This is a genomic window from Sorangium sp. So ce726, assembly GCF_051521405.1.
In the GTDB taxonomy this organism is placed as follows: Bacteria; Myxococcota_A; Polyangia; order Polyangiales; family Polyangiaceae; genus Sorangium.
This window is the reverse complement of the sequence record NZ_CP150349.1, coordinates 7,360,471-7,385,979: the sequence shown is the minus strand read 5'-3', so window position 1 is coordinate 7,385,979 and position 25,509 is coordinate 7,360,471. Positions and strand designations below refer to the sequence as shown.

Below are 25,509 nucleotides of genomic sequence, written 5' to 3'. Positions count from 1 at the left end.
CGGCATCGTTCGAGTCTCTTCAAGCCATCCGATCTTCAGAAAGACAGCGCGTGTCCAGGGCGCGCAACGACGTCTCGTCCTGCCTCGTCTCGGCCGGGCGTCTCCTCGTGTCGCGAGCGCATCGGCTCGCGCGGGGGATTCGAGGGAGAAGACGGCCTCTGTCGAGGACCGGACGAAGTGGGATGAAGGGACAGGACATATCCCCTCATCGCGCCGTCACCGCGCCGAGCAGGCGCGGCCGTGTGCGTCGCCGAAACCCTGACTCATCCACCGAGTTCGGGCAATGTCGTCGATGAGGAAGCGCAGGAGTGAGCTGATCGAGCGCGGAGCGCCTGGTGAACGCGGCGAAGGCGAGAGGGCTAGACTCTGGTCTTCGAGGAGGCCTCGAAGGATCGGAAAGCGCGCCGCGGGAGCTTCGCTGTCCGCGCCCGAGGCGACGTGGCGCCGCGCGACCGACCCGGGCGGAGCGCCCCCGTCCTCGACGGCGCTCCCCGGCGGGCGTCCCGCGTCAAGGCGCCTGGATCTTCTGCTTCACCCACCGCCCCGACTCGGTCAGCTGGCCATCCGACCACGGGCCGCCGGCGCTCGCTCCGGGCCTGAGCGCGGCGCAGGACTCGGCCTTGTCGACGATGGACCAGTTGAGCCAGCTGATGTTGTTGCTGGCCATGAAGTCGAGCCACCGCTGCGCCTCGGCGAGATCCAGCGCGCCGTCCCCGCTGGAGGAGCAGGTGCCCCACTCGGTGACGAACAGCGCGAGACCCGCGGACAGCGCGGTCCTCGCCTTGGTGCGCAGCGCATCCTTGTGCGTCGCCGCATAAAAATGGAGCGTGTAGGCGATGTTGCTGTAGCTCGTGATCGGGCTTCTGGAGGCGACGTCCACGTCCTGCGACCAGTTCGGCGACCCGACGATCACGAGGTTGTCGGAGCCGGCGCCGCGGATCTCCCGGATCACCTCCTCGGCATACGCCTTCACCTGCGCCCATGTCTCGGTGTCCGGCTCGTTGAACACCTCGAAGATCACGGCGGGCTCATCGCCGTACTCCGCCGCCATCTCCCGGAAGAAGCGCTTCGCTGCCTCCTTGTTCCGGGGCTGGACCGCGTCGTGATCGTGCCAGTCGATGAGCACGTAGATGCCTTTGGCGATGGCGGCGTCGACGATCGCCTTGACCTTCCGCTTCTCCGCGTCCGGGTTGTTGACATAGCCAAGCCCCGATGTGTTGGCGGTCATCGCGGCGCGGACGACGGTCACATCCCAGTCGTTCACGAGCGTGTCGACGGCGGACGCGTTGTAGAACTTCTCTCCCTCCCAGACGCTCCAGAACATGCTCATGCCCTTGAGCTGGAGCTCTTCGCCGTGCTCGTCGACGACGCGGTTGCCCATCACCCTCAGGCGGCCGTGCCGCTCCACCGGCGTTCTCGCGAGGGGGCCCGTGCCGGTCGAGGTGGTCGAGCTCATGCCGCTCGAGGTGGTGGTCACGCTCGACGTCGAGGCATCGCCGCCACCCATGCCGCCGCCGCCGCTCGAGGAGGCCGACGAGGACGCCACGGCCGACGTCGAGGCATCGCCGCCGCCCGCGCCGCCGCCGCCGCCCGAGGAGGCCGACGAGGAGGCCACGGTCGACGTCGAGGCATCGCCGCCGCCCGTTCCACTGGCGCTGCTGGCGCTGCTCGAGGAGGCCGACGAGGAGGCCACGGCGGACGTCGAGGCATCGCCGCCACCCGCGCCGCTGCCCGAGGCGGCCGACGAGGAGGCCACGGTCGACGCGTCGTCGCCTCCAGTGCCGCCAGCGCCGCTCGTGCCACCCGTGGAGGCCGACGAGGACGCCACGGTTGACGCATCGTCGCCGCCGGCGCCGCTGTTACCGCCTGAGCCACCGATGCCGCCCGAGCCGCCATTGCCGCCCGAGCCGCCATTACCGCCCGAGCCGCCATTGCCGCCCGAGCCGCCATTGCCGCCCGAGCCGCCATTGCCGCCCGAGCCGCCATTGCCGCCCGAGCCGCCATTGCCGCCCGAGGAGGCCGACGCCGTCGTGTCGACACCGCCGCTCGAGGAGGTCGACGCCGACGCCACGCTCGATGCGTCGCCGCCCCCTGATGCCGAGTCTTCCGACGGGCCTCCGCATGCGAGCAGCACCATCGCCGGCAAGGCGAGCTGCAGAAGGCCGCGCGTCCACTTCGGCCCGGTGAACAGTCCAGGGGTCAAGTCATGGCTCATCGTATTCTCCAAGGAAGGCGCCTCGCACGGCGCGCCCGGCGTCTATCGCGGGCGTCAAGCAAGGACATCGGCAAAGAAGGCGATCCCCTGCATAGCAGGCCCAGCGCGGCGGGTGAAGGTGAAAGTGGGAGAACCACCGAGCTGTGCACGCCTGGACGCGCGATCCGCACGACGCGCGATCCGCACGATCCCTCGCAGGATCGCCCTGCACCCCGCTCGTGGGCGTCTCTCTCGGAGCCTGCCTGCGCGAGGGACCGGCGGCCCCTCTCTACGCGCGGCGCACGATGTCGTGCAGCGCGCTCTCCAGCCGGCGCTCGATGTCGGGGTCGTCGAGCGCCGGCGTGATCTCCTCGGGCACGACGCGCGCGCGCATGATGACCCGCGCATAGATGAACGCGTCGCGCGCGTTCGGAGGGTCCCTGTCGCCGAGACAGGAGCGGAGCAGCTGGTACGCTCGGCCTCTCACCGCGCCTCCGCTGTCCGCGCGCGCTCGACGGTGGTGATGATCCGGCGCACCGCGGACGTCGCGGTCTCGTGCGCCGCGAACGCGTCCCGCACGACGTGCGCCGCCCTCGCGGCGGCGCCCTCGTCGAGCGTGCCCCCGAGCACGCTCTCGGCGAGCCGGACGAGCGGGCTGATCTCGACCATGTCCCGCGTGAGGGACCGCGTCGCCTGGGCGAGCTCGGACGCTTCCTCGGCCGGAGCGGAGCGCGAGAGGGCCATGGCGTCGTCGGCCAGCTCGGCCGCGATCGCGAACATGTCCCGGTAGCAGTCGACCGCCGCGCGCAGATCGTCCGGGCTCGGCGCGATCTGCGCCGCCTCCGGCAGCGTCGCGGCCGCGCGCTGCGCCTCGGCGATCACGGGAGCGATGGCCATGAGCGCGCGCTCCAGCGCACGCGCGGTCTGCCCGAACCGAGCGAGGCGCTCCTTCGCGGCGCGGCTCGGTGGCGGCGTGTCGCTCTCCAGCGCCTCGAGCCGCGCGCCGGCCTCGGCCGCGAGCTGATGGAGGCCCTCGACGACGCCCGGCTCGAAGGTGCGCGGGACGAGGTCGATCACGCAGAGCGAACCGACCACATGCCGGCGCACCCGCACCGGCACACCTGCGTAGGCGCGGATGCCATAACGCTCCACCAGCTCCTTGGGCACGCGCTCGTCGTGAACGGCGTCCTCGACGACGAGCGGCTCCTCGTGGCGCACCACGAGCTGGCAGAACGAGCTGCTCCGTGAGGTCGCGCAGCTGACGCCCAGGTCGGGTGGCAGGCCGCGGTGCGCGCGGAACAGCTGGATGTGTCGGACCACAAGGCTCACGAGCGCCATCGGCGCCCGGGCGAGCTCGGCCGCCCGCTCGACGCAGGCGTCCAGGATGGCGTCCGCGTCGTCGCGCAGCAGCACGTGGTGCAGCTCGGCGAGGCGCGCGGGATCGTTCAAATCGGCCATGGGGGTGCTCTTGCCGAGGCGACAGGGCGGGCTCAACCGCGAGCGCCGCCATGCCTGCGCCCGGCGCACGACCTTACCGCAACCCGGCGCCTCGAGGTGACCCCGCGGGCGCTTCATCGGCTCGGCGCTCCAGGAGACACGACCCCACCGGCGTCCACCTGCGGCCGGCGGCTCCGCTGCCCCGGCCTGGAATAGCGGAGCGGCGCGCTCCGGCTGGCTCGGTTGACTCAGTCGCACGCCACGTGCACGCCGACCGGCTTCGACATCCCAGCGCCGCTCGAATCCTTGACGTGAAGGACGAAGGTGACGAGGCCGCAGCTGTCCGCGGAGAACACCGCTGATTTCCCCGATATCTTCACGGCGCTCTGGCCAGGGCCGCTCACCATGTACGTCGGGCTCTGCGTGTAGCCAACGAACGCCTTGCCGAGGTCGATGGTGACGTCCTGTCCCTTGCTGGTCGAATGGTGGGCGTTGGCCATCCACTCGAGGTAGTCCTCGAGCTCGGTGTAGCCGTCCCCGTCCTCATTGCGATTGCCGTCCGAGAAATCGCCGGCGGGCGAAGACGTGTTGAGCCCGCGCTCCCCCTCCCACCAGTCGGGCAGACCGTCGCCGTCGCTGTCCCAGTCGGCCGCGCGCTTCGCGTTCGGATACGACTCATAGCCGCCGACGTCGTTCTCGTGATCGGGCAGGCCCGGCTTGCCGGAGCGGCTCCCCTTGTAGGTCGTCGTGCCGTTGAGGGTCTCCTTGATCACGCGGACGTCGTGGTCGTCGAGGACGGGCGAGGTGCAGCCGACGTCCGAAAGGACGCTCTTGTAGGCGTCGCCCGCCGGCTCGATCGTCGCGTGCGACGGGAAGAAGGGCGCGTCGACCCAGGGGCTGTATCCCCCCACGGGGGTACCCCGTTGCTGCCTTCCGTCGGCCTGATTGCTCTCGGAGAAGTGCCCGGGCATGACGTTGCCCTTGATGAAATACTGCTGTGGATTGGCAGCCTCGTAGTCGGCCGACAGCGCCACGAAGATCTTCGAGGCCGCGCCCGGTTTGTAATAGTTCCCGACGAAGTTCACCTCGTGCGCCCCGCCGTCCGTGGTCCGGCCGCCCCAGTTGTAAACAACGTTGTTGAAGATGTCGAGTCGTCCGGCGGCGACCCCGTACCCGTCCAGGCCACCCCCCATGCTCCAGTTGCGCCCTTCACAATGCGCGAGCAGGTTGTGGTGGAAGCTGCCGACGTCGCCCCCGATCGTCGCCGCGTACCCGTGGGCTGTCCCATCGGGGTAGTTCTGGTGTCCGGCCACGTTGAGCGCCTCCGAGATCAGCGTGCGCTGCAGGGTGATGTTCTTTCCGCCGCGCGAGCTGAAGGCCTCGTCGATGGTCCAGCTGATCGACGCGTGGTCGATGATCGCGTGATCGCTCCCGGTCATCCCCATCCCGTCGAAGGTGGTCCCAGCGCCGAGGCGAACGCGCACGTGTCGAATGATGACGTCCTGAGCGCCGCTCATGCCGAAGGGCGCCGCGCGGATCACGATGCCCTTGCCCGGGGCCGTCTGCCCGGCGACGGTGACATAACGGTCGTTCAGGACCAGCCTTGAGGACAGCTTGATGATGCCGCCGACGTCGAAGACGATGGTCCGTGGGCCGATGTCGTTCTCGATCGCCTCCCGGAGGCTCCCGGGGCCAGCGTCATCGAGGTTGGTCACGTGCACGACGACGCCGCCGCGCCCCCCGCGCGCGAAGCGCCCGTGACCTTCCGCGGCCGGGAAGGCGAGCTGCCGCGGCCGGAAGTACCAGACGTCACCCTTCGTGCCGTGGTTCTGAGCGTCGATCTCGTCGACGCGCCAATAATAGGTCTTCAAGCTCGAGACGCCGGTGAGCGTCCAGCTCGTGCTCGTCTGGTTGCCGCGAAACAGCGGTGAGCTCCGATCGGCGGCTTCCACGGCCTCCCGGTCCTCACCGACGTAGACGTCGTGCGTGGCGGCGAGGTCGCTGGCTTCCCAGGAGAGCGTCACGCTCCCCGAGTCGCCATCGACGTGCTCGTCTCCGTACGCCGGAGAAGGGTTCTTGGCTTGCTCGATCGCGTCCGGGGTGTCGAGCTCGATCCCGTTGATGAGCACGTTCTTCTTGGGTGCCTTCGACGACGTGTCCGCGCGGAACACGATGACGATGTCTTCCCCCGAGGCCACCTCGAAGCGCACATAGGCCGTCCTCGCTGCATAGGCCGACGCAGCGCGACCCGTCGGGACGATGCCGCTCGCGGCAGGGGAGCCGTTCACCTCGATGTCGATGGGCGCATAGGCGTCTGTCGCCGCGTCGCCCAGCTCGTTGAGGAAGGCGAGGAGCGAGTGCGCGCCCGGGGCGAGGTTCTCGAGCGTGAGGCGCACCTCGGCCCCGGAGTCGCCGCCGTCCACGGTCACTCCATCCCCCACGAGACGCGCATACGTCGGCGCCTGGACGAGCCCCTTGACCCAGGTGCCTTTCAGCTCTGTCCCCGCTGGCTTCGAGCTCTCGAGGCGAAACGTCACTCCATCGAACGTCTTCTCGATCTCGCGGGCGGCCTCGATCGGCCATGCGTTGTACCCGAGCTCCGTCACCTCGGTGGACGGCCGACCCGAGACGTCGAAGTCGATCTTGAGCGCTGGACCAACGGCCTCGTCGAAGGTGGGAGCCGGCCCCAGATCGACCATCCCACCGCTCGAGGTCGCCGTGCCAGCCCCTGTTCCCGTCGCGTGGGTTGTCCCCACCGCGCTGCTCCCTCCACCGCTGCCGGGAGAGCCTCCTCCGGCGCTCGCGTCCTCCGAGGGAGCCGTGGCGCCGGAGGCGCAAGCGGCGGCGGTGAGAGACACGATGCCGAGGACGGCGGCGGCACGGTTGGATCGAGCAGAGGCCAGGGCCCGGGCGGAGGTGGTAAGCAAGCTTGTCATGCCCTGCAGTTGCTCCGGGCGCTGCTCACCTTTCACGAATCGTCTGGAGCGCTGCGGCAGCGCCGCTTGGGCCGGGGCTCGTCTCTGCCTCGTCGCGCTCCCGCGGCTCAGAGGCCGAGCTCGGGTCTCGGCCCTGCGCACCTGGTGAGCAGGGCTTCGACCTCGTCGGCGGGATCGAGGGAGTACTCGTAGAATTCGCTCGGATCGAAGAAGGAATACGAGGCTCCGGTCGACTCCTTGGTCCCCGTCGTGGAACGGTAGATGTTCCCCGCGGCGACCAGCGTGCCCTCGTCGTAGTAATGGGGGCTCTTCACCGTGTCGAACACGCTGTTCTCGAGCACCATGTTGGTGCGGTTACGCGCGTAGTTGCCGTAGGAGCCGATGCGCTGCAGCCAGTTGTTGTAGAGATGGGCGCGGAGCACGTTGTCCGTGCTGGGATTGCGCTGGTTCAGGTCGCGGAACCAGTTGTGATGGATGGTCATCTGCGCGGTCAGGTTCTCCGTCCAGCCGATCCCGAACGCCTTGTTGTGGTCGCTCAAGATGCTCCAGGACACGGTCAGGTACGAGGTATCCTTGCGGCTGTCGATCATGCCATCGCCGATGTGGTGGAGATGGCAGTGATCGATCCAGACGTGGTGAGCCGTGTCCATCTGGATCCCGTCGAAGTCCTGCGTCTTTCCTTCCCAATCCCCTTCGACGAAGGTGTCGCCGATGGTCAGGTTCCGCAGGATGACGTTGTGCACGCCGCTCCCCAGGAAGAACCCTCCCTGGGAGATCTCCGCGGTCGCGCCGGCGCCCACGATGGTCTTGTTCGACGCGACCGAGATCTCCTTGCCCTTGGGGGACATCGTGATCTTTCCCTGGACCCGGATCACATAGGGCTCGGGCGCGCCGGCGTAGTGTTCGAGATCGGCCTGGGTCGTCACGGTGACCGTCGCGCCGTCTCGTCCCCCATAGGTCCCGTCCTGGCCCTCGCCGCTCACGCTGGCAAAGCCCTCCAGCGTCAGGGGACACCCCTCGCTGTCGACCGTGCCGTCCGCTCCTCCGGTGCCGCCGCCGCCCGTGCCACCCGAACCGGCGCTCGATTCGCCGCCGCCCGATCCCCCGGAGCCGGTCGCCGATCCGCCGCCAACCCCGCCGTGAGGGCCCGGGTTTCCACCCGTCGCCGATCCGCCTCCGCTCGCTTCACCTCCCGTCGTCGAGCTTGTGCTCCCGCTTCCTGCTGCCAGCGAGCCAGCGCTTCCCGAGCCGTCGGGCTCTGAAGCCCCACAGGCAAAGGCGAAGCCGAGAGGAGAGACAGCAAGGAGGAAGGAGGCGACGAGGTTCTGCGTCATGGCGCCCTGGCCTTTCTTTGGTCGCAAGCGAGGAGGGGTGACGAGAGGCGCTCTCAGTCCGCAAACGTGGGTTTCCAGGGCGCGAGCATGTTCTCGACCGTGTAGCCCGCTGCCTCGGCCGCGCTGAGCTGGCTGGACTCGGGGGCTCGCTGGCTCGGCTTCGCGCCGGGCCCCGTGGTCATGTGCTCGGCGAAGCGCGCCGTCGCGAGCGTGTTGTCGCCCATGCGGACCCAGCCGACGGGCGCGATGTGCGCGCCGAGCTCGGTCCCGAGGTAGGTGGTCGCGCCGTAGGGTCGCCAGTTGCGACCCAGCGCGACCGAGCCGGACTTGACCGATCCGGCCGCCGTGGCCTGTCCTCCGAGGAACACGATGCCGAAAGGCGTCGATTCGTCTGTGCTCGGCGCTGTGATCGCCGACCCTCCCGCGGCGTTATGCATCGTGCAGTCCTCGAACACCGCGGTGGCGCCGCCGAAGATGAAGTCGACGCTGCCCTCGACATAGCAATCCCTGAAGTACTGTGTCCCGCCCTTCACGTAGAGGGTGTCCTGGTAACCGAGGGCCCGGCAGTGGCGGAACTGCACGCGACTGCCGGTGACGAGGAGGGCCACGGCCTGCACCCCTGGGCCCGTGCTGTTGGCGAAGGTGATGTTCTCTGCGGAGACGTCGCTCGCGGAGATATTGACGCTGAAGCTCCCCGACGTGCCCAGCGTGCCACCTGCGCCGTTCGAGGTGTTCGCGTTGTCGCCGTAGGTGAGCACCGTCGCCTCCACCCGACCTGTCTGGCCGCAGAGCGTCACGTGGGGACGGTCGACGACGAGCTTCTCGGCGTAGGTCCCGGGGGCGATGCGGATGACGGTGGGCGTCGCGTTCGACTTGGCGACGCTGTTGATCGCGGCCTGCACCGAGGTGAAATCCCCGGATCCATCGCGGTTCACCTCGATGAGGGCTCCACCTGTCACGCTGTTGCAGTCGGACGTACCGCCGCCTGAACCACCCTCACCTGAACCGCCTTCACCTGAACTGCCGCCGCCGCCTGAACCAGCTTCACTTGAACCACCCTCACCTGTACCGCCGCCGCCGTCGCCGCCGGTCCCCGCGCCGGAGGCTCCGCCAGCGCCAGCGCCTCCCGAGCCGCTGGACGACGCCGCGCTGCCGCTGCCCGTCGTGCCGCTCGATTGCCCGCTGGAGGCGGCGGATGAGCCACCTCCGGCGGAGGAGGCCGGATCATCGGCGCCCTGCTCGCTCGAACAGGCGAGAGCGCAAGAGAGCGCGAGAAGGGAAGGGAGTGCAAGGTAGAAGCGAGGACGCGGCATAGGGAAGTTCTCCGGAACAGAAGCAGGTGCGCATCACGTGCACCTCAGGAGAGCGAGTTGCTCGAGGAAGGTCAGACCCGCCAAAAAAAGGAAGGCCTCAGGCGGAGCGGCCCTCGCGGCTTCGCGCGGGAGGTGTGGAGCGGCGCGGTCTCGGCACCGCGCGGTGATGCCTGAGCGAGCCGCGCTCTCCGGGGCGGCCTGCTCCCGCCATGCCTCGTCAGTCGCGCGCGAGCGGCAGCGCCCAGGGCCCTCCGGCTCCGGCGCGAGAGATCACCTGGGGCAACGCGTCGTTCGCCCGCTCGGGCGCATAGTCGTAGGGGGGCGTGAAGACGTCATCGGCTGGCTCCCCATTCCCGCCCAGGTGAACGTCGCTCTCGTCGCGGTAGAGGTTCGAATCAGGGGCGGCCAGGAGGAGCCCGCGGCCCGTCCCGTCGCTGCAGTCCGAGCGCCGCGTCGCTGCCTCGGCGTTCTCGAACACGCTCGCCTCGAGCAGCACCTGCCCCTCACAGGAAGCACCGACCGCCCAGTCCGAGATGTTCGAGAACACATTGTTGAAGAGGTGGAGGCGCGCCAGGGAGCCAGTGGCGAGGGGGGCGCGCGTGCTCACTTCATCGAAGCGACAGTGGTGCATCGTCACCTCGGCGTCGGTGATCGTGCAGGCCCAGCGCTCGCGGCCGCTGCACTCGGCATCGCTGCTGCCGTCGAAGTGGGCGTAGGAGAAGGTCACCCCGCTCGTGCCCGCGAGGATGTCGGCAAAGGCGTCGCTGATCCACTTGGCGGTCGTGTGATCGATCCAGACCCTGGAAGGCTGCGTCAGCGTGAACGCGTCGCCCGCTTCGTGCAGGTGCGCGTTCAGATCGTAGAGGGCGAGGTTGCGGAGGATCACGTTCTGGCTCCCGTCGAGAGCCATGCTCACGCCCGGCAGCGCCGCGCCGCGCCCGAGCCCGACGAGGGTCTTGTTGGAGCCGAAGTGGAGGACGCGATCGTTCCGCGTCGCTCCGACGAGCGCGCGCTCGCAGGTCGAATCCCCGGTGAGGACCTGATAGACCGTCTTCTCGGGATCCTCCGAGCAGGTGCTTGGACAGACCTCGATGTCCTCGACCTCCGAGCCTGTGCGGCGGAAGTCGTGGATGCCTTCGGCGAGCAAGATCACGGCCGGCTCCTCCGAGCGGGCGAGCGTCTCGAGCTCGGTCCAGCTCGAGACCAGCACGGGCGTCGCCCCCGCGCCCCCCGTGGTGCCCTCGCCAAAGCCGATCGCCTCGACCCGTATCACCTTGCGGAGGGCGATGGGCCCCCCCGTCCCGGGCGCGGGCCCGATCCAGCGAGCCTCCGTGCTCGCGGGGAAGGCCGCCTCGGGATCGCAGCCCGGCAGATCTCCAGCGCTCCCCAGCTCGCGCGCCGCCGTCCAGCCGCTGTCGTCGTAGCCGGGCGCGGTCCAGTCTCCTTCCGGCGCGGCGCTCAGCTTCCAGTCGCTGCCGCTCCCATGGCTGCGCTCGAGCTCGTCGAGGTGGATGAGCGCCGCGGGCGTCCCCGCTGCGGCATGAACGCTCACGGCGATCACGTTCTCTCCCGGCAGCAAGGAGAGGGGCACGAAGATGGGAGCGCGCGCCGACGCGCTCGCGGCGATGAGGTCCCCGTTGACATAGACGCGGAAGGTATCGCGCGCCGTGATGGAGAGACCCGGGCCCTCGAGCGCGCCGTAGCTCGCGCTGACGAGCGGCGAACTCGCGAGCTCGTCTCCCTCTCCGAAGGCGGTCCCCGGAGGGAGCTCCGTTGCGGGTGGCTCGCCGTCGCACTCCGTGAGGGAAGGAGAGCCGCCGCCGACACCCGCGCTCGCCGGGGGTCGGGTGGCCGTCTGGATGAGCTGGTCCTCACAGGAGAGCCCCCAGGCCAAGGCCGAGAGCGCGGCGACTCGGAGGAGCCAGGTGCGGCAGGAGAGGCGCATGGCGAACAGGGCAAAGCTGCGGGGCGATGCCCGAGAGCGCAACCCAAATGCTCCGAGTTGCCTGCTCCGATCCGGCGTCCTGGCGGCGGGCGAATTTTTCTGGAGGGTCGGGACGGCCCCAAGTAACTAGGAGAGAGTGGCTCAACCCACGCGCTCCGCCCCGCCGCCCGGACCCACCTTGGCCCGCTTCCCCGCCGACAAGCGGTCGGACGCGAGCTTGGTCGCTGGCGCCGCCGCCGGAGAGCGCGAGGCCCTCGCCGTCATCTGGGATAGGTATTCGGGTCTCGTGCGAGGTGTGCTCTACGGCGCCCTCGGTCCCGATACGAGCCTCGAAGATCTGGTCCAGGAGGTCTTCCTGGGCCTGATCCAGGGCGCCGCGCGCATCCAGGACGGGGGGGCCCTTCGCGGCTACCTTGCCTCCATGGCGGCGCGGCAGGCGGCGCTCGAGATCCGGAAGCGCAAGATACGCCGCTGGGTGGGCCTCTCCCCGAGCGGAGAGCTCCCCGAGCGCGCCCTCGAGCGCGTCGACTTCGAGCATCGCGAGGTGCTCAGCGCCCTCCACCGTGTGCTCGACAAGCTGAGCACACGGCGGCGCATGGCCTTCGTGCTGCGCCATGTGCAAGGCCTCGAGATGCTCGAGACGGCAGCGGCCCTCGGCATATCCGAGTCGACGGTGCGCCGCGAGCTCGAGAGCGCGCGCGCGTTCTTGCTCAAGGCGCGCGAGCCAGCCCTCCAGGAGTTCCTGTCCCGGTGTGAAGGACTTTGGCCATGAGCGAACCCGAACGACAGCTCGATCCCGTCGCGGCCCTCCTGCAGAGAGCCGCTCAGCTGAGCGAGCCAGAGCGCCGCGAGGCGCGCGCCGCCTTCCTGCGCCGCGTCGACGAGGAGCAGGCGCGCTCGAGCAAGGCGCGGGTGGTCGTCCGCTGGGTGGCTCCGCTCGCCTTTGCCGCGAGCGTGCTGATGGCCGTTTTCTTCTTCTGGCGAACGGAGCGAGGTCTCGATTACGTCGTCGAGGGCGCGGTGAACGAGAGCGGCTATGTGCGCGTGCCCGTCGATCACCCGGCCGCCATCACCTTCTCCGATCAGACGCGGATCCAGGCCGCGGCAGGGACGCGGCTTCGCATCGACGAGACCAAGAACGAGCACGGTGCCCGCATCTCGGTCGAACGCGGCCGGGTCGAGGCCGAGGTCACGCACACCGGGCACAGCGATTGGCGCTTCGTCGCGGGTCCGTTCGTTGTCCGGGTGGTGGGCACGCGCTTCGAGCTCCTCTGGGACGCCGACCGCGAGCGGCTCGAGGTGATCCTGCGCGAGGGTGCGGTCGAGGTGGAGGGCTACTCCGGCTCTGGCGCCGTGAGCGTGCGCGCGGGACAGCGCTTCGTGGGGGACGCTCAGGCGAGGACCCTGCACGTCAGCGACACAACAGCTCAAGCCCCCGACACGGCGGCGCAAAGCCCCGACACGGCGGCGCAAGGCGCCGAGCCCGCGCTTCCTGCAGCGCAGGGACCGCACGCCGAGGTCGCAGCACCGCCGCCGGAGCCCGCTGCTCCCCCGGCGCCGAGCTCCGCTGAAACCCCTGCGCCCCTGGTCGCCCCGCCGAGCACCAAACTGCCCTGGAGCAAGCTCGTTTCCCAAGGCGAGTTCCGGCGCGTCGTCCAGGAGGCCGCGGCGCGGGGCACGCAGAACTGTCTCACCTCCTGTGATGCTGCCGATCTGAACGCCCTGGCCGACGCCGCTCGCTACGTCGGGCAGAACGAGCTCGCCGAGCAGGCCCTGCTCGCCCTCCGCGCGCGCTACGCATCGACCGCGGGGAGCCGTGCAGCCTTCTTGCTCGGGCGCCTTCACGAGAGCCGCGGCGCCGCCGCGCGCGCCAGGACCTGGTACGAGACGGCCCTTCGCGAGGCGCCGGGCGGCGCCTTTGCCGCCGAAGCGCTCGCGGGGAAGATGCGCACGGTCCAGAGCCTCGAAGGACCGGCCGCCGCGCGCGCGGTGGCGCAAGAGTACCTGCGCCTCTATCCGAGCGGGGTCCACGCGAAGACGGCTCGACAGCTCGCCGCTCAGCCCTGATCCATGGTCCGGCGGGCGCGAACGCTCCTCGTCCTGCTCCTGCTGCTCGTCTTCCCTCGACTGGCGTGGGCGCAGCGCGTGCTCGTCGTTCGACCGGACCCGCGCGATTCCACGCTCTTCGAGGCCTTCGGACGGCTCTCTGCCGAGCTGGAGCTGCAGTCCTTCGAGGTCATCGTGCTCGGGAGCGCCGCGCGCTCGACCGGGGCCGAGGAGCTCGAGCAAAAGGCGCAGGAGAGCGAGGCCTTTGCGGCTGTTGCGCTGCAGCGCGACGGAAGCGGCACGGCCGCCGAGGTGTGCATCGTGGATCGCGTGACCGGCAAGACGACCACACGCAAGCTCCTCATCGATCCCTCCAGTGATGGCCCGATGCTCCTCGCCGTGCGCGCCGTCGATCTCCTGCGCGCAAGCCTCCTCGAGCTGGGCTCGGGCCAGGCTCCCGCTCGGGATGTGCTCGGCGTCGAGGCCCAGCCGCCCGCCCCCGAGGTGCTCCGCTTTTCCCGGGAGCCGCCCCGCTTTCACGTGCGCGCGGGAGGCCTCGTCCTCTTCACACCTTCGGTGGGCGGCGGCGTCGGCGCGCAGATCGGGGCGCATACTCGCCTGGACGAGCGCTTCCGTCTCGGCCTGCTCCTGGGCGGTCCCCTCTTTGGCGCCGAGTTCCGCGCGGCAGGCGGCGCCGCGCAGGTGCGCCAGGAACTCGCGCTCCTCCGGGCCAGCTGGAACCTCGGGCAAACAGCTGCCGGTCTTCACTGGGAATGGGGGCCGCTCCTTGGCATCGGCGCCTACCACCTCCAGGCCACCGGCGATGTCGAGCCGCCGCTCGTGGGGCGCAGCGAGGAGTTCTTCAGCTTCGCCGCGGACGCGGGGCTGAGCGTCCAGTACTTCTTTCATCCGAGCGTGAGCCTCGGCCTCGAGCTCACCTGCCTCACGCTCCTGCCGCGCCCCATCATCGCCGTCGATGAAGACCGCACCGCTCCGCTCATCGCTCAAGCCCTGGGCACGCTCAGCCTGGGGGTCTCGTTCTGAGGGAGCATGGCGAGGCGCGCGTGTCCACGAGGCGTCACGGGACGAGGGAGTTGATGTACTCCTCGAGGTTCGTCCAGCCGTCGCCGTTGCGGTCGCCATTGCGATCCTCCGGGTCGCCGGGGTCGAGCGAGGCGGAGACCTCCCACGCATCGGGCATTCCGTCCTGATCCGTGTCCTTGGGCGCAGTGCCCCCCGGGATGTCTCCAACGACGTTGGGGAGGCCGAGGCTCTTCTCGTCGCTGATCGTGGCGCCATCGGTCCCGAGGGACGCGAGCTCTTCCATCACGAAGTCGTCGACCGGGTCACGCCAGAGAGACGCCCCGGCGTGCTTCATCACGTGGTCGAAGGCGTCCTTTGCGCTCATCGCGGGCACGTCGGGAACCTCGACGCTCGGAGTCGTCTCCCAGGTCACCGAGCCGAAGTCCCCTTGGCCGAGCAGGCGGCCGTTCAGGACACCGTCCTTGTTGCTGTCGTACCAGTTGTCGACGGCATAGAGGTGGTACTCGGGCGTTGGGCTGTCCAGGGTACCGCCCTTCGTCTCCGGGCCGGGGATCAGGGTGTTGCCGACCATCGCCCCATCCGAGCGCCCGCTCGTGTCGCCCAGGATGTACCCCGAGGTGACCCAGTTGTAGACGACGTTGTTGACGAACTGCAGCGTCCCGCGGGCCTTCGGGTTACGGGAATTGTTGTCGATGTACAAGGACCGGATGATCGACGTGGCGCTCGTGTTGACGAGGCCGCCCGTGCTGTGGGTCTGGAGCCCTTGAGCGACGATCGAGTCCTGCAGGGTGATGTTGTAGAGCTCTGCCCCGCTCTCCCGGTTGAGATCGAAGGTGCCGTCGCGCCCCCAGCTCAGGGAGCAATGGTCCCAGATCACATCGTGACCGTTGGCCATGGTGACGGTGTCCTTGCCGGAGTCACCGATCTTGCCCATGCGAAACCGCACGTAGCGGACGATCGTGTTCGATGCGCCGGAGAAGGACGTGCCGTTCCCGTAGATGGTGATGCCGCCGCCCGGCGCTGTTTGCCCGGCGATCGTCTGGTTGCTCTTGAACACCAGGCGGGAGTCGATCTTGATGACGCCGCCGACGTCGAAGACCACGGTGCGATGTGGCTGGCTGATGGCATCCCGCAGGGAGCCGGGCCCCGAATCGTTCAGGTTGGTGACATGGTACACGTCGCCGCCGCGGGCGCCGGTGGCCATCCGCCCGAACCCCTCGGCGCCGGGAAAGGCCCCGAACTCGACGGCACCCGACCCGCCCGTCGCAGCGCTGCCGCCCACTCCGGGGTCCGGTGCGCCGCCGCCCGCACCCGGGCTCGGCGCACCGCCGGCCCCTCCGGGACCCGTCGTCACGCCGGAGGCGGAGTCGCCGCCCGATGCTTCTCCGCCCGATGTCTCTCCGCCCGGCGCCGCTCCGCCCGTGCCAGCAGGATCCACCGACGGAGCTCCGCCGCTCCCGGAGCCGTCGTGCGGCGCCCCAGAACACGCCCACGCGGCGGCACCCAGAGCATAAAGTGACAGCCAAGAAATGCTCGCCCGGCCTGGCAGGCGTCGCGCCCAGGTCTTCATGCCCCCGGAGTTGATCGAGCCCCCGCTCAACTTTCAGAAATCGTCACCCGCGGCGCAGGATGGCGTGCTGCGTCGCACGCGATACCGCCAAGGTCCAGGCAGTGTTGCCAGCGGGCGCAGCCGACGCGGGCGCGCCGACCTCAACGTGGCTGGCTCAACGCAAACGCGATGCCGCTCTGGAGCGAGCCCATCGTGACGATGCTGCCCAGATCAACGCCGAGCGCCACGAGGATCTGCGCGACGTCGGGACGGATACCGGTGAGGACCATCTGCGCGCCGAGCAGGCGTACGGCCTTCGCCGTCCGGATGAGCGCGTCGGCGACGTGTGAGTCCACATTCGATACGCCCGTGATGTCGAGGATCACCACCCTGGACTGCTCGGCGCTGACGCCCTGGAGCAGCCGCTCGAGGACCGCCGCGGCGCGGCTCGAGTCCACCGCGCCGATGAGCGGCATGATGACGGCCCGATCGCTGATGCGGAGAAGGGGGGTCGAGAGCTCGCGGAGCGTGGCGGCCTGGAGCCGGATCATCTCGTCCTTCAGGCGGACGCGCTCCTCCTCGGCGCGCTTGCGATCGGTGAGGTCCGCCGTCACGGTCGCCAGCGCCATGGGCTCCCCGGTCTCCGGGTCCCTGATCATGAAGGAGTTGTAAAGGACCGGAATCGCAGCCCCGGTCTTGAAGTGCCTGAACCTGAACTCTCCGACCCAGCGGCCGTGCTCCATCGTCGCGGGCATGATGTGCCGCTCGATGTAGGGGAGGTCGTCGGGGAAGAAGAAGCTGCCGATCGTCACCTGCGGCAGCTCGCTCGCCTCGAGGCCGACGAGCTGCCTCCCTGCCTCGTTGAGGTACTGGGCGACCCCTTCCATCGAGGCGATGCCGATGAAATCCGAGCTGTTCTCCGCGACGGCGGCGAGCCGCTTCTGCTCCGCCTCGATCTTGAGGAGTTGCGCCTCGCGCTCATGCAGCGCCCCGATCTCCCGCTTGTGCTCCGCCAGCTCCCGCTCGCGCTGGGCCAGCTCCTGCTCCAGGCGGACGACGCGCTCCCGCAGGGCCGAGGCGTCGCTCGGATCGAGTCGGCCATCCATGCTCATGGCGCTCCCCTCATGCTAGCTTGTTCACACACGCTCGCCCCTGCGCGGCGCACAGCATCGCAAAACGTATTCCTGCGAGCCGCCGTCTCCCCGAGGCGTGATGAACTATAAGCGAGAGAACGGTCCTCGATCTACTGGAAAGCCAGGCTGGATGTTCTCATCGCAGTCGTCGGCTTGCCCACATTGAAGCCCAGCCATCAACGTTGCAGGTTTTCCGCTCGGCGGCCGGACGCTGGTGGCACGGTGCGCGCATGGCTGTCGGTCCCGATCGTGCTTTACGACGCGGGCAATACCTGTCGCGCTATCTCTTCTTCACGGCCCCGATCTGCTCGGAGGCGAACTCAACAACGCCGGATCCTTCGACCAGACGGATCTCATGGCGTAGGACATGAGCACGCGACGCGCCCAGATGGCTCTCGATTCCTGGGGTGCAGTGCGGGTGACGTGCGCCCTGCTGCCGTCGATGCTCCTCGGATCGCCCTGGCGCGGCTCGGGCGATGGTGTATCTTTGACCTCGCAGAGGTAGCGCCATGAAGGTCTTCCGGTAGCAACGCGGTCACTTCCGCCGGGCGGGGTTCTTCCCGCTGCCCGCGTTGCTCGCGCGCCGGCGCCCCGTTGCCGTCCGCCCTCCGCTCGCCTCGCGCCAGCGGGGCGGCGTGTGTTCGACCTTCGACCTCCAGCCATCGGGCGATGCTCGTACGAGCCGAGCGCCGCCCGGAGAGCGTGCATCATGGCGCCCCGTCTTCCGCTTTCCATCAAGCTCACCCGTCGCGCCGTTGTGCGACGAGACCTCTTCTGCGAGCTGGTGCAGAGGGCCGTCCGGCCGTCTCAGGCCGACGCCGCCTTCGCCTTTCACGCGTTCGCGTTCAAGGCCGATGAGGATGAGTTTGCGCGCGAGCTCATGCACCGCCGGACCGAGCTCTGGCTCTTCCGGTCCAACCAGCGCGCCTCCTGCGGCGACTTCCTGGCCGTCGACATGTCGAGCCCCTGGGCGGCGCGGCGGCGATCCTACGTGATCGAGCTGAAGCGCGGGATGCCGGTGCGGATCGGCGGCGGCGCGGTGGGCGTGCAGCTCCAGAAGGCGGCGAGCGCCGTGCAGGCGCTCGCGCAGAAGGGTGATGTGCTCGGCGTCGAGGGGGCGTATGTCACCGTGGCCGGGGATGGAGCGGAGATCATGGCGATGTTCGCGAGGGGCGCGCGGCTCTAGCCTGCTCGACAGGCAGCGACGCTATTCTGTGGACTCAGCGAACTCCTGGGCTCGCGAGCAGGACGGGGGGCGCGGGCCGCAATATACTTGGCTCCGAGCCATGCGCGCCCTCGTCCTGAGAGCCCCGAAGAGCCCGCTCGTGCTGGAGGATCGGCCCGCTCCGCGGCCTGGGCCCGGTGAGGTGCTGCTCCGCGTGCGCGCCTGCGCCGTGTGCCGCACCGATCTGCACGTGGTCGACGGCGAGCTGCCGGACACCAGGCTGCCGCTCGTGCCCGGGCACCAGATCGTCGGCGAGGTCCTCGAGGAGGTGCCCGCGCCCGGCGAAGGGCCGCGGTTCGCGCGAGGCGCGCGCGTCGGCGTGCCCTGGCTCGGCTGGACCTGCGGCGCGTGCGCGCATTGCCGCGCAGGGCGGGAGAACCTCTGCGACCGGGCGCGCTTCACCGGGTACCAGATCGACGGCGGGTATGCGGAGCTCGCGGTCGCGGACGCGCGCTTCTGCTTTCCGATCCCCGACGGCTTCGCGGACCTCTCGGCCGCGCCGCTGCTCTGCGCCGGGCTCATCGGGTACAGGACGCTCCGTCTGGCGGGGGACGCGGAGCGGATTGGCATCTATGGGTTTGGCGCCGCCGCCCACCTCGTGGCGCAGGTCGCCCGCTTCGAGGGGCGGCGCGTCTTCGGGTTTGTCCGGCCGGGCGACGACGCGGCCTGTGCGTTCGCGCTGTCGATGGGGGCCGAGTGGGCAGGCGCATCCTTCGACGCGCCGCCCGAGGAGCTCGACGCGGCGCTGATCTTCGCGCCGGCCGGCGAGCTCGTGCCGGCCGCCCTGCGCGCCGTACGCAAGGGCGGCGCCGTGGTCTGCGGGGGGATCCACATGAGCGACATCCCCTCGTTCCCTTATTCGATCCTGTGGGGCGAGCGGGTCCTGCGGTCGGTGGCGAACCTGACGCGCAGGGACGGCGAGGAGTTCCTCGCGCTCGCGCCCCGGGTGCCGGTGCGGACGGAGGTGAACGTCTACCCGCTTGCGGCGGCCAACGAGGCGCTCGACGATCTGCGGAACGGCCGCATGTCCGGGGCAGCGGTGCTCGTGCCGCCGTGAAACCAGCGCTCCCCGCTCGTCGTGCCGTTCAGCGGTAAAAGGAGTGCTGTGCTGTCTGGGACGTGTCGGCGAACCGTTCGCGACGCGTGACTCAGGCGCGCCCTGGTATTCGTTCCCACTTTGTCCGGATACGTAGTTAGTCCAACAAGTCAATTCCATGGAGGTTCGTAAGGACATAGGCTGGCCAAGGGGGGGTGTTGCTCATGATGTATCGAAGCGTCCTGGTTCTGTGTCCTGCCATGATGACGTCGCTGGCCGCTTGCGTGGGGCTGCAGGAGGGGGAGGACGACGACGTCGGCGTTCTGGAGCAGGGCGTTCTCGTCGAGAACGCGCTGACGTCGAACGCGCTGACGTCGAACGCGCTGACATCGAACGCGCTGACGTCGAATGCGTTGACGTCGAACGCGCTGACGTCGAACGCGCTGACGTCGAACGCGCTGACGTCGAACGCGCTCCGGGATCCGCTCGCGCGCGAGCTGCTCAAGTACGTCGTGAGCTGCGCCTTGCCGAGGGGTGCGCACCTCGACGTCAACATCGACGGCGTCGTCCATGGATTCGATGGTGAGCTCGGTCTCCACAAGAACTGGGGCGACATGGGCGGCTCCTGCGACAACGCGTGCAAGACGTGGGTGTCCGCGTGCGTCCTCTCCAGGATCAATCACCTCGGGATCGCGACCCCGATCTCGATGCGAGGGAACAAGAGCGAGCTGTCCTCCGACTGGGCGGAGCGGATGGCGTACCCGAGGCGCGAAGGGGCATACTATGGCAATATCTTCGCGAATCCGCCGATCTACTACGCCTGCCTATCGCCCGAGCAAAACTCGATAGAGCGCGTGTGCGGGCCATCGCTGGACGACTGCGCTCTCACGGTCGTCGGCACCTGCCGCGACGCGTGCGACATACCGCAGGGCGATGGGAGCTACCCGAACTGCCGCGATCACGTGCGCAATTGGTGCGGCAGTTTCCCGAGCGGCACGATCGCCTACTCCAGCTCGGTCACCATCTTCTTGAAGTAGAGGACGCGATGGCGGGAACAGCGAAAGCTGCCATTCTTTGGATGAGAACGGCATCGCCCATTCGGCTGCAAAGCACGGGTCGGCGTGGTCGTTCTGAAGCGTGTTCGTCTGGCCAAGCGGGTCGAACCCGACCCCCGCTTGATCGTCGAGGGGAACGTCCGCCTCGGCGCCGAAGCTGACGAGCCCCTCGTAGACATCGCCTCCTGGCAGGAACGGTCGCCGGGCGCGCCGTGAGCTCCGTCGATGCCCGCGCCGGGCACACCAGGAGAAAGGGGCGCTCGTCCTCCGAGCGCCCCTTTCAGTCTTACTGCGCCGTGCGATGCAGGAGACGAACCGAGACCAGGTTCGCGGCGATCGGGTTACAGCGCTTGCACCCGATGTTCCCGCAGGGGCCCGCCGCATGTTGCCTGGTGCGGACTGTCGCCTTTCGCAGCCGCTTCGCCCGGAGCTTCGCGCGCCGGCTCTTCGTGTTCTGCCCCGCTGCCTTCCACGCTTCGTACTTCGCTCGCTCGGCGGCCTTGCGCGCGCGCTTCGCCGCCCTCCGATACCGCTTGGCCTCGGACTTCTTCTTCTTACTCATGGGACCACCCAACGCCGCTTCAAGGATCTTGCGGAGTAGGCGGCCGGGGACGGCGCCCGCGGCTCATCTCAACCGGGCGCAGCGTCCCCGAGCACGCCCGGATACGGGGTACCGGGCTAGCGCGTGACGATGCCTCCGCGTGACAACGTCACGCGCAGAGGACGAGGGTGTTCTTCATCGAGCTCCTCCGGTCGAGTCGCAGGTCGAGGATTGACGACGCCAGAATGAGAGAGGCCGCCTCCGGATCCCCGGGGCGGCCTCTTGAACGCGTCGCGCGCTTCTCAGTCGCCCGTCAGCGGGGCTCGCTCGCGGGATGGGCCGTGAGCGAGAAAGGGGAGGCGGCAACGACGAGCATAGCGACGGCGGAAGGATGCCTCGAATCGGGCCGGTCGTCAAGGGGCTTGAGTCGAATCACCACGGCTTCCACCTCTCCACCTCCATCCTCCATCCTCCATCTCCATTCCGCGCTCCGTTCCTCGTCGTTCCTCGTCGTTCCTCGTCGCCCTCGCGGAGGATGGGAAGCGCCGGCACCGCTCAGCGCCGCACGGGCAGCGCGCGGAGGCAGACCTCGATGCCGGCGCGGAGGTTGCCGTGCGTGGTGACGCCGGAGAGGTCGACCCCGATGCCGCACATGGATTGGGCGACGGCGGGCCCGATGCCGGTGAGGACGCCGCTCGCGCCAAGCAGGCGGATCGCGCGGACGATGCGGACGAGGTGGTCGGCCGTGGCGGCGTCGACGCTCTCGATGCCGGTGACGTCGATGATGGCGAAGCGAGCGCCTGTGCGCACGACCTCGTCGAGGAGCTTGCTGGTGACGTCGGCCGCGCGGACGTCGTCGAGCGCGCCGATGAGGGGCACGGCGAGCACGCCTTTGGCGACCTGGAGGATGGGCGTGGACAGGGCGCGGATGAGCGCCTGTTGGCGCTGGATGACCGCGAGCTGACCGGCGATGGCCTGCTTCTGCCGTTCGAGCTCGGCGATGGTGGCGGTCATGTGCTCCTCGTGCTCCCGCTGCGCCGTGATGTCCGTTCCGATGGCGAGGATGTGCGTCGTGCCGTCCTGCTCGACGAGAGGCACCTTGACGACGGACATCCACCGCGCCTTGCTGTTCGGGCGCGTGACGGAGTGAACCCTCGAGACCGGCTGCATGCGCGCGAGCACCTCCCGGTCCATCTCGCTGATGACGGAGAGCTCGGCGTTGTAGCGTGGCAGATCGGCAACGGTCTTTCCCACCGCGCCCTCCACCGTGGTGTCGTACAGTTCGGCGTAGCTCTTGCTGACGAGCTTCATCTTGCCGTCCCGATCCTTGACCGTGACGACGAGCGGGATGGTGTCGAGCACGAGGCGGATGAACTGCCGCTCGCGCTCGAGCGCGAGCTCTACCTCCTTGAGCGCGGTGGTATCGATCCGCAGGCCGACGAAGCTGCCGTCGGGGAGGCGGCCGCTCTTGAGGGTGATCCAGCGGTCCCCAAACCGTCGCACGTAGACGTCCCCGGGGCGGCGATGCTCCGCGAGGCGAGCGGCGACCCACTCTTCTTCGCTGAGGCCGCTGTGGAGGTGGATCCCGTTCCGGCAGCCCTCGCGGACGACATCTTCGAACGAATTGCCCATCTGAATGGCGGCGACACATTCGGGGTAGAGCGATTTGTAAGCGGTGTTGAAGAAGCGGAGCCGCTCCTCGGCATCGTAGATGACGAAGCCGACGTCGAGCGCCTCGACGGCCGCGTGCAGGCGCGCTCCTTGATCGCACGCCGCCCGCTCGGCCCGGCGTTGCTCGGTCACGTCGCGCAGCGCGAGGAGGACGGCGGCGCACGCGCCCGCAGGGTCGACGAGCGGGCTGAGGCTCCCTTCGGCGAGGACGACGCGCTCGTTCGCCAGCTGGAGGGTGAAGTCGGGCGGCAGGGCGCGCGGGGCGCGATCGCGGAGCACCTGATCGAGCAGCGTGCCGAGGGGCGCATCGGGCCGCAGGACCTCATCGACGGGCCTTCCGCGCGCCGTCGCCCCGGGAGTGGAGGAGAGGCGCTCGGCGGCGGGGTTCAGCGCCAGGATCCGACCGCTTCCATCGAGCAAGAGCAGCGGGTCGACGCTGCAGGTGAACGCGAGCGAGTAGAGATCAGCAGGAGCGTCGCTAGGCATCGGGAGGAGCGTAGAGCAAGAGCCCCTCAGGGTGTCAGCCTCCGTGACCCCGCGGCGCATCCACAGGCAGCGGAGCTGCTGGCCGAGCTCGGCATGGGCTCGATGCCTTGAACCGCTGGAACCGCCGGACGATGGCCGCTGCCGACGCTGCGCCACCTGGACCACCGCGCGCCGTGGCACACTGGCAGGCGGTCCTGGCATTGCCCGCCCATGCACCCACACACTGTGTGACTCATCCCTCCATTCCTTTCCTCGTTGCTGAGCTCGTCAGGTCACGTGCGCTGTTTTCTTCACGCTAAAGGCCATTGGCCGCAGCGGGACGTTGGCCGTGAGTCGCCGCAAGAGCGAGAGCGGATCCATAGAGCACCGCTCCACGCTCTCGACGACGATGCGCGTCGACGCGCCCAACAGCGCATCATTCTGGGTGAGCCTGCGCCGCCACGGAAACGGAAACGTCAGAACCGGCGTCTACTGCAAGCGGCTCCAGCGCTTGACGGCCAAAGCGACGGATCGCGACGGTTCGGCATCACAAAATCGTTACCCAAGGACGAACTTTCAGTGGCAGGGGCCCAGCGCGGGTCCAACCGGCGGGCCCGGCAGGGAGCAGGCGCCGGCCGATCCCTCTCCTCGGGCTGCCGTGCTTGCCGAGCACCCTGAGCCATGCCTTCGTCCTCGAGGATGAGGTGACGGCCCGGGTAGTTCACGAGGCGATCGGCCGGCTGCCCGGGCTCTCGGCGGGACCGGAGGGGTGAGCAAGCCATGGCGACAAGCGTCATTCTGCCATTCCATTACGAGCACTCGAGTTAATCCTTGTGGTGAACCGGTCCTGGTGAAGACCTTGCGGTGGCTGGCGGCCGGTGCGGCAATGGCGCAATCGCCAGGAGGGGACCAGAGTCTTCCAGGGGAACGGTGCTGTTTGAGCGAGGAAGGCCGCTTGCTGCGCAGGAAACCACCGCGGCTTCGAATGCGATCGAATCCGTGCGGGAACGACTCCGGGAGATGTCAACCTGCAGGCGCCTCCCCGGCAGACCCGGGGAGTATCAACGGCGCGCGCCCTCGCCAGGCCACTCGGTGATAAGCTGGCGCAGGCTGTGCGCGACATTGGCCCAGGCGTCGTCTGGATCAGTCCACCGCGTCACCGGGATCCGGTCTCTGGGCAGCGGTGTCAGCTTTGCGAAGGGTGCGCTTACCCAATCGCAGGGCCGCAGGAGCAGCGGCACCACCTTGGCTTTGCCGATCTCGTGCCGCGCGAGCGCGCGCGTCATCTGCGCGTCCCAGCACTCGTCCGACGCGAGAAAGTCCGGGCTTACTAGAAGCAGCACGAGATCGGCTTCGTCGAGGTGCCGGTCGATCTCCGCACGCCCTACGCTGCCAGGGAGTAGGCGCTGCTGGTACCAGGGCTCGATCAGCCCCTGACGCTCCAGCAGCTTTAGGTGCACGTCGAGTCGCTCGCGCAGGGCCTCGTCCATGGCAGCATAGCTGTAGAACAGACGTAATCTGCGTCGGACCGGCGCGACCGCGGGCTCGGTCTGGAGAAGGCGTTCGTAGATGCGATACCGCACCGGGTGTGTTCCACGCTCACCCTGCTGCACAAGCCCCTGGCGAATGAGGGCGTCCAGTGTCTTGCCGTCGACGCGGGTCGCCGGATCCTTCGCCAGGGAGGCGAAGGCCTGCCCGAGCTCGGGCGAGGCGTTGAGGCGGGTCCGGTGCTCATAGAGATGATCGGCGGCAAGGCTGCGGCCAAGCGGCGCGCCGGAGGCGAGATCGACGAGGGTGTAGCGCTGGCCGGCAAGATCGAAGAGGACGGCGCGCACGAGGTAGGGGTGGCCGCCGGCAAGGCTCATGAGGCGGTCGAGATCGGCGTCGGATAGCTGGAGGCCGTGGCGGTCGGCGAGCTCGGCGATTTGGGCCCGTTCGAGGTTCATGACCTCGATGGGGTCGCTGAGGTTATAGAAGAAGGATTGGTTAACCTCCGTACTAAGACGAGCGGGCGGGGTAGAGACGGAGACGAGGAGGCGGAGCTTTTTCCAGGGCCCTTTGGCGACCGAGCTCTCAGCCCAGCCGCGTAGCAGGCCGGAGAAGTCATTGTAGAAGGGCCGACCGACGACGAGGTCGGCGCGGTCGATGATGAGGAGGAGCGGGCCCGGTACGAGGCGGAGGATGGTGCGGGCAAGGAGATCGTTGATCTTGCGTTTCGGGTCGCCCTTGAGGGAAGACCAAGTGGCTTCCACGGTGGCATAAGCGTCGGTTCCGATGCTATCGTCGAGTGCTTCGAGCAAGGCAATGGCGAAGGCGCGCAGACAAGCATCGAGATCAGTGAAAGCGTCGGCGTCGAAGGTATGAAGGTAGACAACGGCGACCTGGCGGAAGTCGTTTGCGGCGGCTCTCCATTGCTCCGAGATATGGGTCCAAAGCCAGGTGCGGCCCTGGCGGCGCGGGCCCCAGAGGAGGACGGGCTGACCATATTCGAGGTAGTTGAGGGCGAGTTGCTCCTCGTGGGGACGAGCGACGTACCAGGCGGAGCGGTAGGGGGTGCCGGGGGGTTGGAGCGGGACGAGCATGGG

The 25,509-nt window shown here is 68.9% G+C and carries 18 protein-coding genes; 6 read left to right on the top strand and 12 right to left on the bottom strand.

Annotated elements, in window-relative coordinates; genetic code table 11:
• Positions 1 to 508: 508 nt before the first annotated feature.
• From WME79_RS27500 to WME79_RS27470, 7 genes are all read right to left on the bottom strand, one after another.
• Positions 509 to 2,215 (bottom strand): glycoside hydrolase family 5 protein, encoded by a 1,707-nt coding sequence (locus WME79_RS27500; RefSeq protein WP_437520630.1) that lies wholly within the window; start codon positions 2,213 to 2,215, stop codon positions 509 to 511.
• Positions 2,216 to 2,483: 268 nt separating this feature from the next.
• Positions 2,484 to 2,681, bottom strand: coding sequence for a hypothetical protein (locus WME79_RS27495; RefSeq protein WP_437520629.1), 198 nt, complete (start codon positions 2,679 to 2,681; stop codon positions 2,484 to 2,486).
• Positions 2,678 to 3,652 carry a GAF domain-containing protein gene (locus WME79_RS27490; RefSeq protein ID WP_437520627.1) on the bottom strand — a complete coding sequence of 325 codons (975 nt, stop codon included), beginning with the start codon at positions 3,650 to 3,652 and terminating at the stop codon, positions 2,678 to 2,680. Before WME79_RS27490 ends, WME79_RS27495 begins: the two co-directional genes overlap by 4 nt.
• A 227-nt stretch (positions 3,653 to 3,879) precedes the next feature.
• Positions 3,880 to 6,567 (bottom strand): T9SS C-terminal target domain-containing protein, encoded by a 2,688-nt coding sequence (locus WME79_RS27485; RefSeq protein WP_437520625.1) that lies wholly within the window; start codon positions 6,565 to 6,567, stop codon positions 3,880 to 3,882.
• A 107-nt stretch (positions 6,568 to 6,674) separates the two neighbouring features.
• Positions 6,675 to 7,901 carry a pectate lyase family protein gene (locus WME79_RS27480; RefSeq protein WP_437520623.1) on the bottom strand — a complete coding sequence of 409 codons (1,227 nt, stop codon included), beginning with the start codon at positions 7,899 to 7,901 and terminating at the stop codon, positions 6,675 to 6,677.
• A gap of 53 nt (positions 7,902 to 7,954) precedes the next feature.
• Positions 7,955 to 8,860 (bottom strand): pectinesterase family protein, encoded by a 906-nt coding sequence (locus WME79_RS27475; protein ID WP_437520622.1) that lies wholly within the window; start codon positions 8,858 to 8,860, stop codon positions 7,955 to 7,957.
• A gap of 571 nt (positions 8,861 to 9,431) precedes the next feature.
• Positions 9,432 to 11,159, bottom strand: coding sequence for a pectate lyase family protein (locus WME79_RS27470; RefSeq protein WP_437520620.1), 1,728 nt, complete (start codon positions 11,157 to 11,159; stop codon positions 9,432 to 9,434).
• Between the two features lie 136 nt (positions 11,160 to 11,295).
• Here WME79_RS27470 and WME79_RS27465 point away from each other — a divergent pair, with 136 nt between their 5' ends.
• From WME79_RS27465 to WME79_RS27455, 3 genes are read left to right on the top strand one after another with little or no spacing between them, the layout of a single operon-like run.
• Positions 11,296 to 11,931 (top strand): RNA polymerase sigma factor, encoded by a 636-nt coding sequence (locus WME79_RS27465; RefSeq protein WP_437520618.1) that lies wholly within the window; start codon positions 11,296 to 11,298, stop codon positions 11,929 to 11,931.
• Positions 11,928 to 13,226, top strand: a complete 1,299-nt coding sequence (locus WME79_RS27460; protein ID WP_437520616.1) for a FecR domain-containing protein — start codon at positions 11,928 to 11,930, stop codon at positions 13,224 to 13,226. The genes WME79_RS27465 and WME79_RS27460 overlap by 4 nt, the downstream gene beginning before the upstream one ends.
• 3 nt (positions 13,227 to 13,229) lie before the next feature.
• Positions 13,230 to 14,249: a hypothetical protein gene (locus WME79_RS27455; protein WP_437520614.1), complete on the top strand. Its 1,020-nt coding sequence runs from the start codon at positions 13,230 to 13,232 to the stop codon at positions 14,247 to 14,249.
• Positions 14,250 to 14,283: 34 nt separating this feature from the next.
• Here WME79_RS27455 and WME79_RS27450 read toward each other — a convergent pair whose 3' ends face one another.
• Both WME79_RS27450 and WME79_RS27445 read right to left on the bottom strand, forming a co-directional pair.
• Positions 14,284 to 15,687, bottom strand: coding sequence for a pectate lyase family protein (locus tag WME79_RS27450; RefSeq protein ID WP_437520612.1), 1,404 nt, complete (start codon positions 15,685 to 15,687; stop codon positions 14,284 to 14,286).
• A gap of 272 nt (positions 15,688 to 15,959) precedes the next feature.
• Positions 15,960 to 16,910: an STAS domain-containing protein gene (locus tag WME79_RS27445; RefSeq protein ID WP_437520611.1), complete on the bottom strand. Its 951-nt coding sequence runs from the start codon at positions 16,908 to 16,910 to the stop codon at positions 15,960 to 15,962.
• Between the two features lie 730 nt (positions 16,911 to 17,640).
• Here WME79_RS27445 and WME79_RS27440 point away from each other — a divergent pair.
• From WME79_RS27440 to WME79_RS27430, 3 genes are all read left to right on the top strand, one after another.
• Positions 17,641 to 18,117 (top strand): hypothetical protein, encoded by a 477-nt coding sequence (locus WME79_RS27440; protein WP_437520609.1) that lies wholly within the window; start codon positions 17,641 to 17,643, stop codon positions 18,115 to 18,117.
• Between the two features lie 100 nt (positions 18,118 to 18,217).
• Positions 18,218 to 19,213: a zinc-dependent alcohol dehydrogenase family protein gene (locus tag WME79_RS27435; RefSeq protein ID WP_437520607.1), complete on the top strand. Its 996-nt coding sequence runs from the start codon at positions 18,218 to 18,220 to the stop codon at positions 19,211 to 19,213.
• A 203-nt stretch (positions 19,214 to 19,416) separates the two neighbouring features.
• Positions 19,417 to 20,229 (top strand): hypothetical protein, encoded by an 813-nt coding sequence (locus WME79_RS27430; protein ID WP_437520606.1) that lies wholly within the window; start codon positions 19,417 to 19,419, stop codon positions 20,227 to 20,229.
• Positions 20,230 to 20,533: 304 nt separating this feature from the next.
• Here WME79_RS27430 and WME79_RS27425 read toward each other — a convergent pair whose 3' ends face one another.
• The 3 genes from WME79_RS27425 to WME79_RS27415 all read right to left on the bottom strand — a co-directional run bounded on the left by WME79_RS27425 (position 20,534) and on the right by WME79_RS27415 (position 25,506).
• The gene (locus tag WME79_RS27425; protein WP_437520604.1) at positions 20,534 to 20,809 is read right to left on the bottom strand and encodes a hypothetical protein; all 276 of its coding nucleotides are present in this window, start codon (positions 20,807 to 20,809) and stop codon (positions 20,534 to 20,536) included.
• 534 nt (positions 20,810 to 21,343) lie between these two features.
• Positions 21,344 to 22,945: a PAS domain-containing protein gene (locus WME79_RS27420; RefSeq protein ID WP_437520602.1), complete on the bottom strand. Its 1,602-nt coding sequence runs from the start codon at positions 22,943 to 22,945 to the stop codon at positions 21,344 to 21,346.
• Positions 22,946 to 23,985: 1,040 nt separating this feature from the next.
• The gene (locus WME79_RS27415) at positions 23,986 to 25,506 is read right to left on the bottom strand and encodes an AAA-like domain-containing protein (protein WP_437520600.1); all 1,521 of its coding nucleotides are present in this window, start codon (positions 25,504 to 25,506) and stop codon (positions 23,986 to 23,988) included.
• Between the last annotated feature and the right edge of the window lie 3 nt (positions 25,507 to 25,509).

Coding starts and splice junctions, on each gene's coding strand:
- WME79_RS27415 (WP_437520600.1), bottom strand. CDS start 25,506: ATGCTCGTCCCGCTCCAACCCCCCGGCACCCCCTACCGCTCCGCCTGG.
- WME79_RS27485 (WP_437520625.1), bottom strand. CDS start 6,567: ATGACAAGCTTGCTTACCACCTCCGCCCGGGCCCTGGCCTCTGCTCGA.
- WME79_RS27445 (WP_437520611.1), bottom strand. CDS start 16,910: ATGAGCATGGATGGCCGACTCGATCCGAGCGACGCCTCGGCCCTGCGG.
- WME79_RS27435 (WP_437520607.1), top strand. CDS start 18,218: ATGCGCGCCCTCGTCCTGAGAGCCCCGAAGAGCCCGCTCGTGCTGGAG.
- WME79_RS27500 (WP_437520630.1), bottom strand. CDS start 2,215: ATGAGCCATGACTTGACCCCTGGACTGTTCACCGGGCCGAAGTGGACG.
- WME79_RS27490 (WP_437520627.1), bottom strand. CDS start 3,652: ATGGCCGATTTGAACGATCCCGCGCGCCTCGCCGAGCTGCACCACGTG.
- WME79_RS27430 (WP_437520606.1), top strand. CDS start 19,417: ATGATGTATCGAAGCGTCCTGGTTCTGTGTCCTGCCATGATGACGTCG.
- WME79_RS27455 (WP_437520614.1), top strand. CDS start 13,230: ATGGTCCGGCGGGCGCGAACGCTCCTCGTCCTGCTCCTGCTGCTCGTC.
- WME79_RS27425 (WP_437520604.1), bottom strand. CDS start 20,809: ATGAGTAAGAAGAAGAAGTCCGAGGCCAAGCGGTATCGGAGGGCGGCG.
- WME79_RS27460 (WP_437520616.1), top strand. CDS start 11,928: ATGAGCGAACCCGAACGACAGCTCGATCCCGTCGCGGCCCTCCTGCAG.
- WME79_RS27470 (WP_437520620.1), bottom strand. CDS start 11,159: ATGCGCCTCTCCTGCCGCACCTGGCTCCTCCGAGTCGCCGCGCTCTCG.
- WME79_RS27440 (WP_437520609.1), top strand. CDS start 17,641: ATGGCGCCCCGTCTTCCGCTTTCCATCAAGCTCACCCGTCGCGCCGTT.
- WME79_RS27480 (WP_437520623.1), bottom strand. CDS start 7,901: ATGACGCAGAACCTCGTCGCCTCCTTCCTCCTTGCTGTCTCTCCTCTC.
- WME79_RS27420 (WP_437520602.1), bottom strand. CDS start 22,945: ATGCCTAGCGACGCTCCTGCTGATCTCTACTCGCTCGCGTTCACCTGC.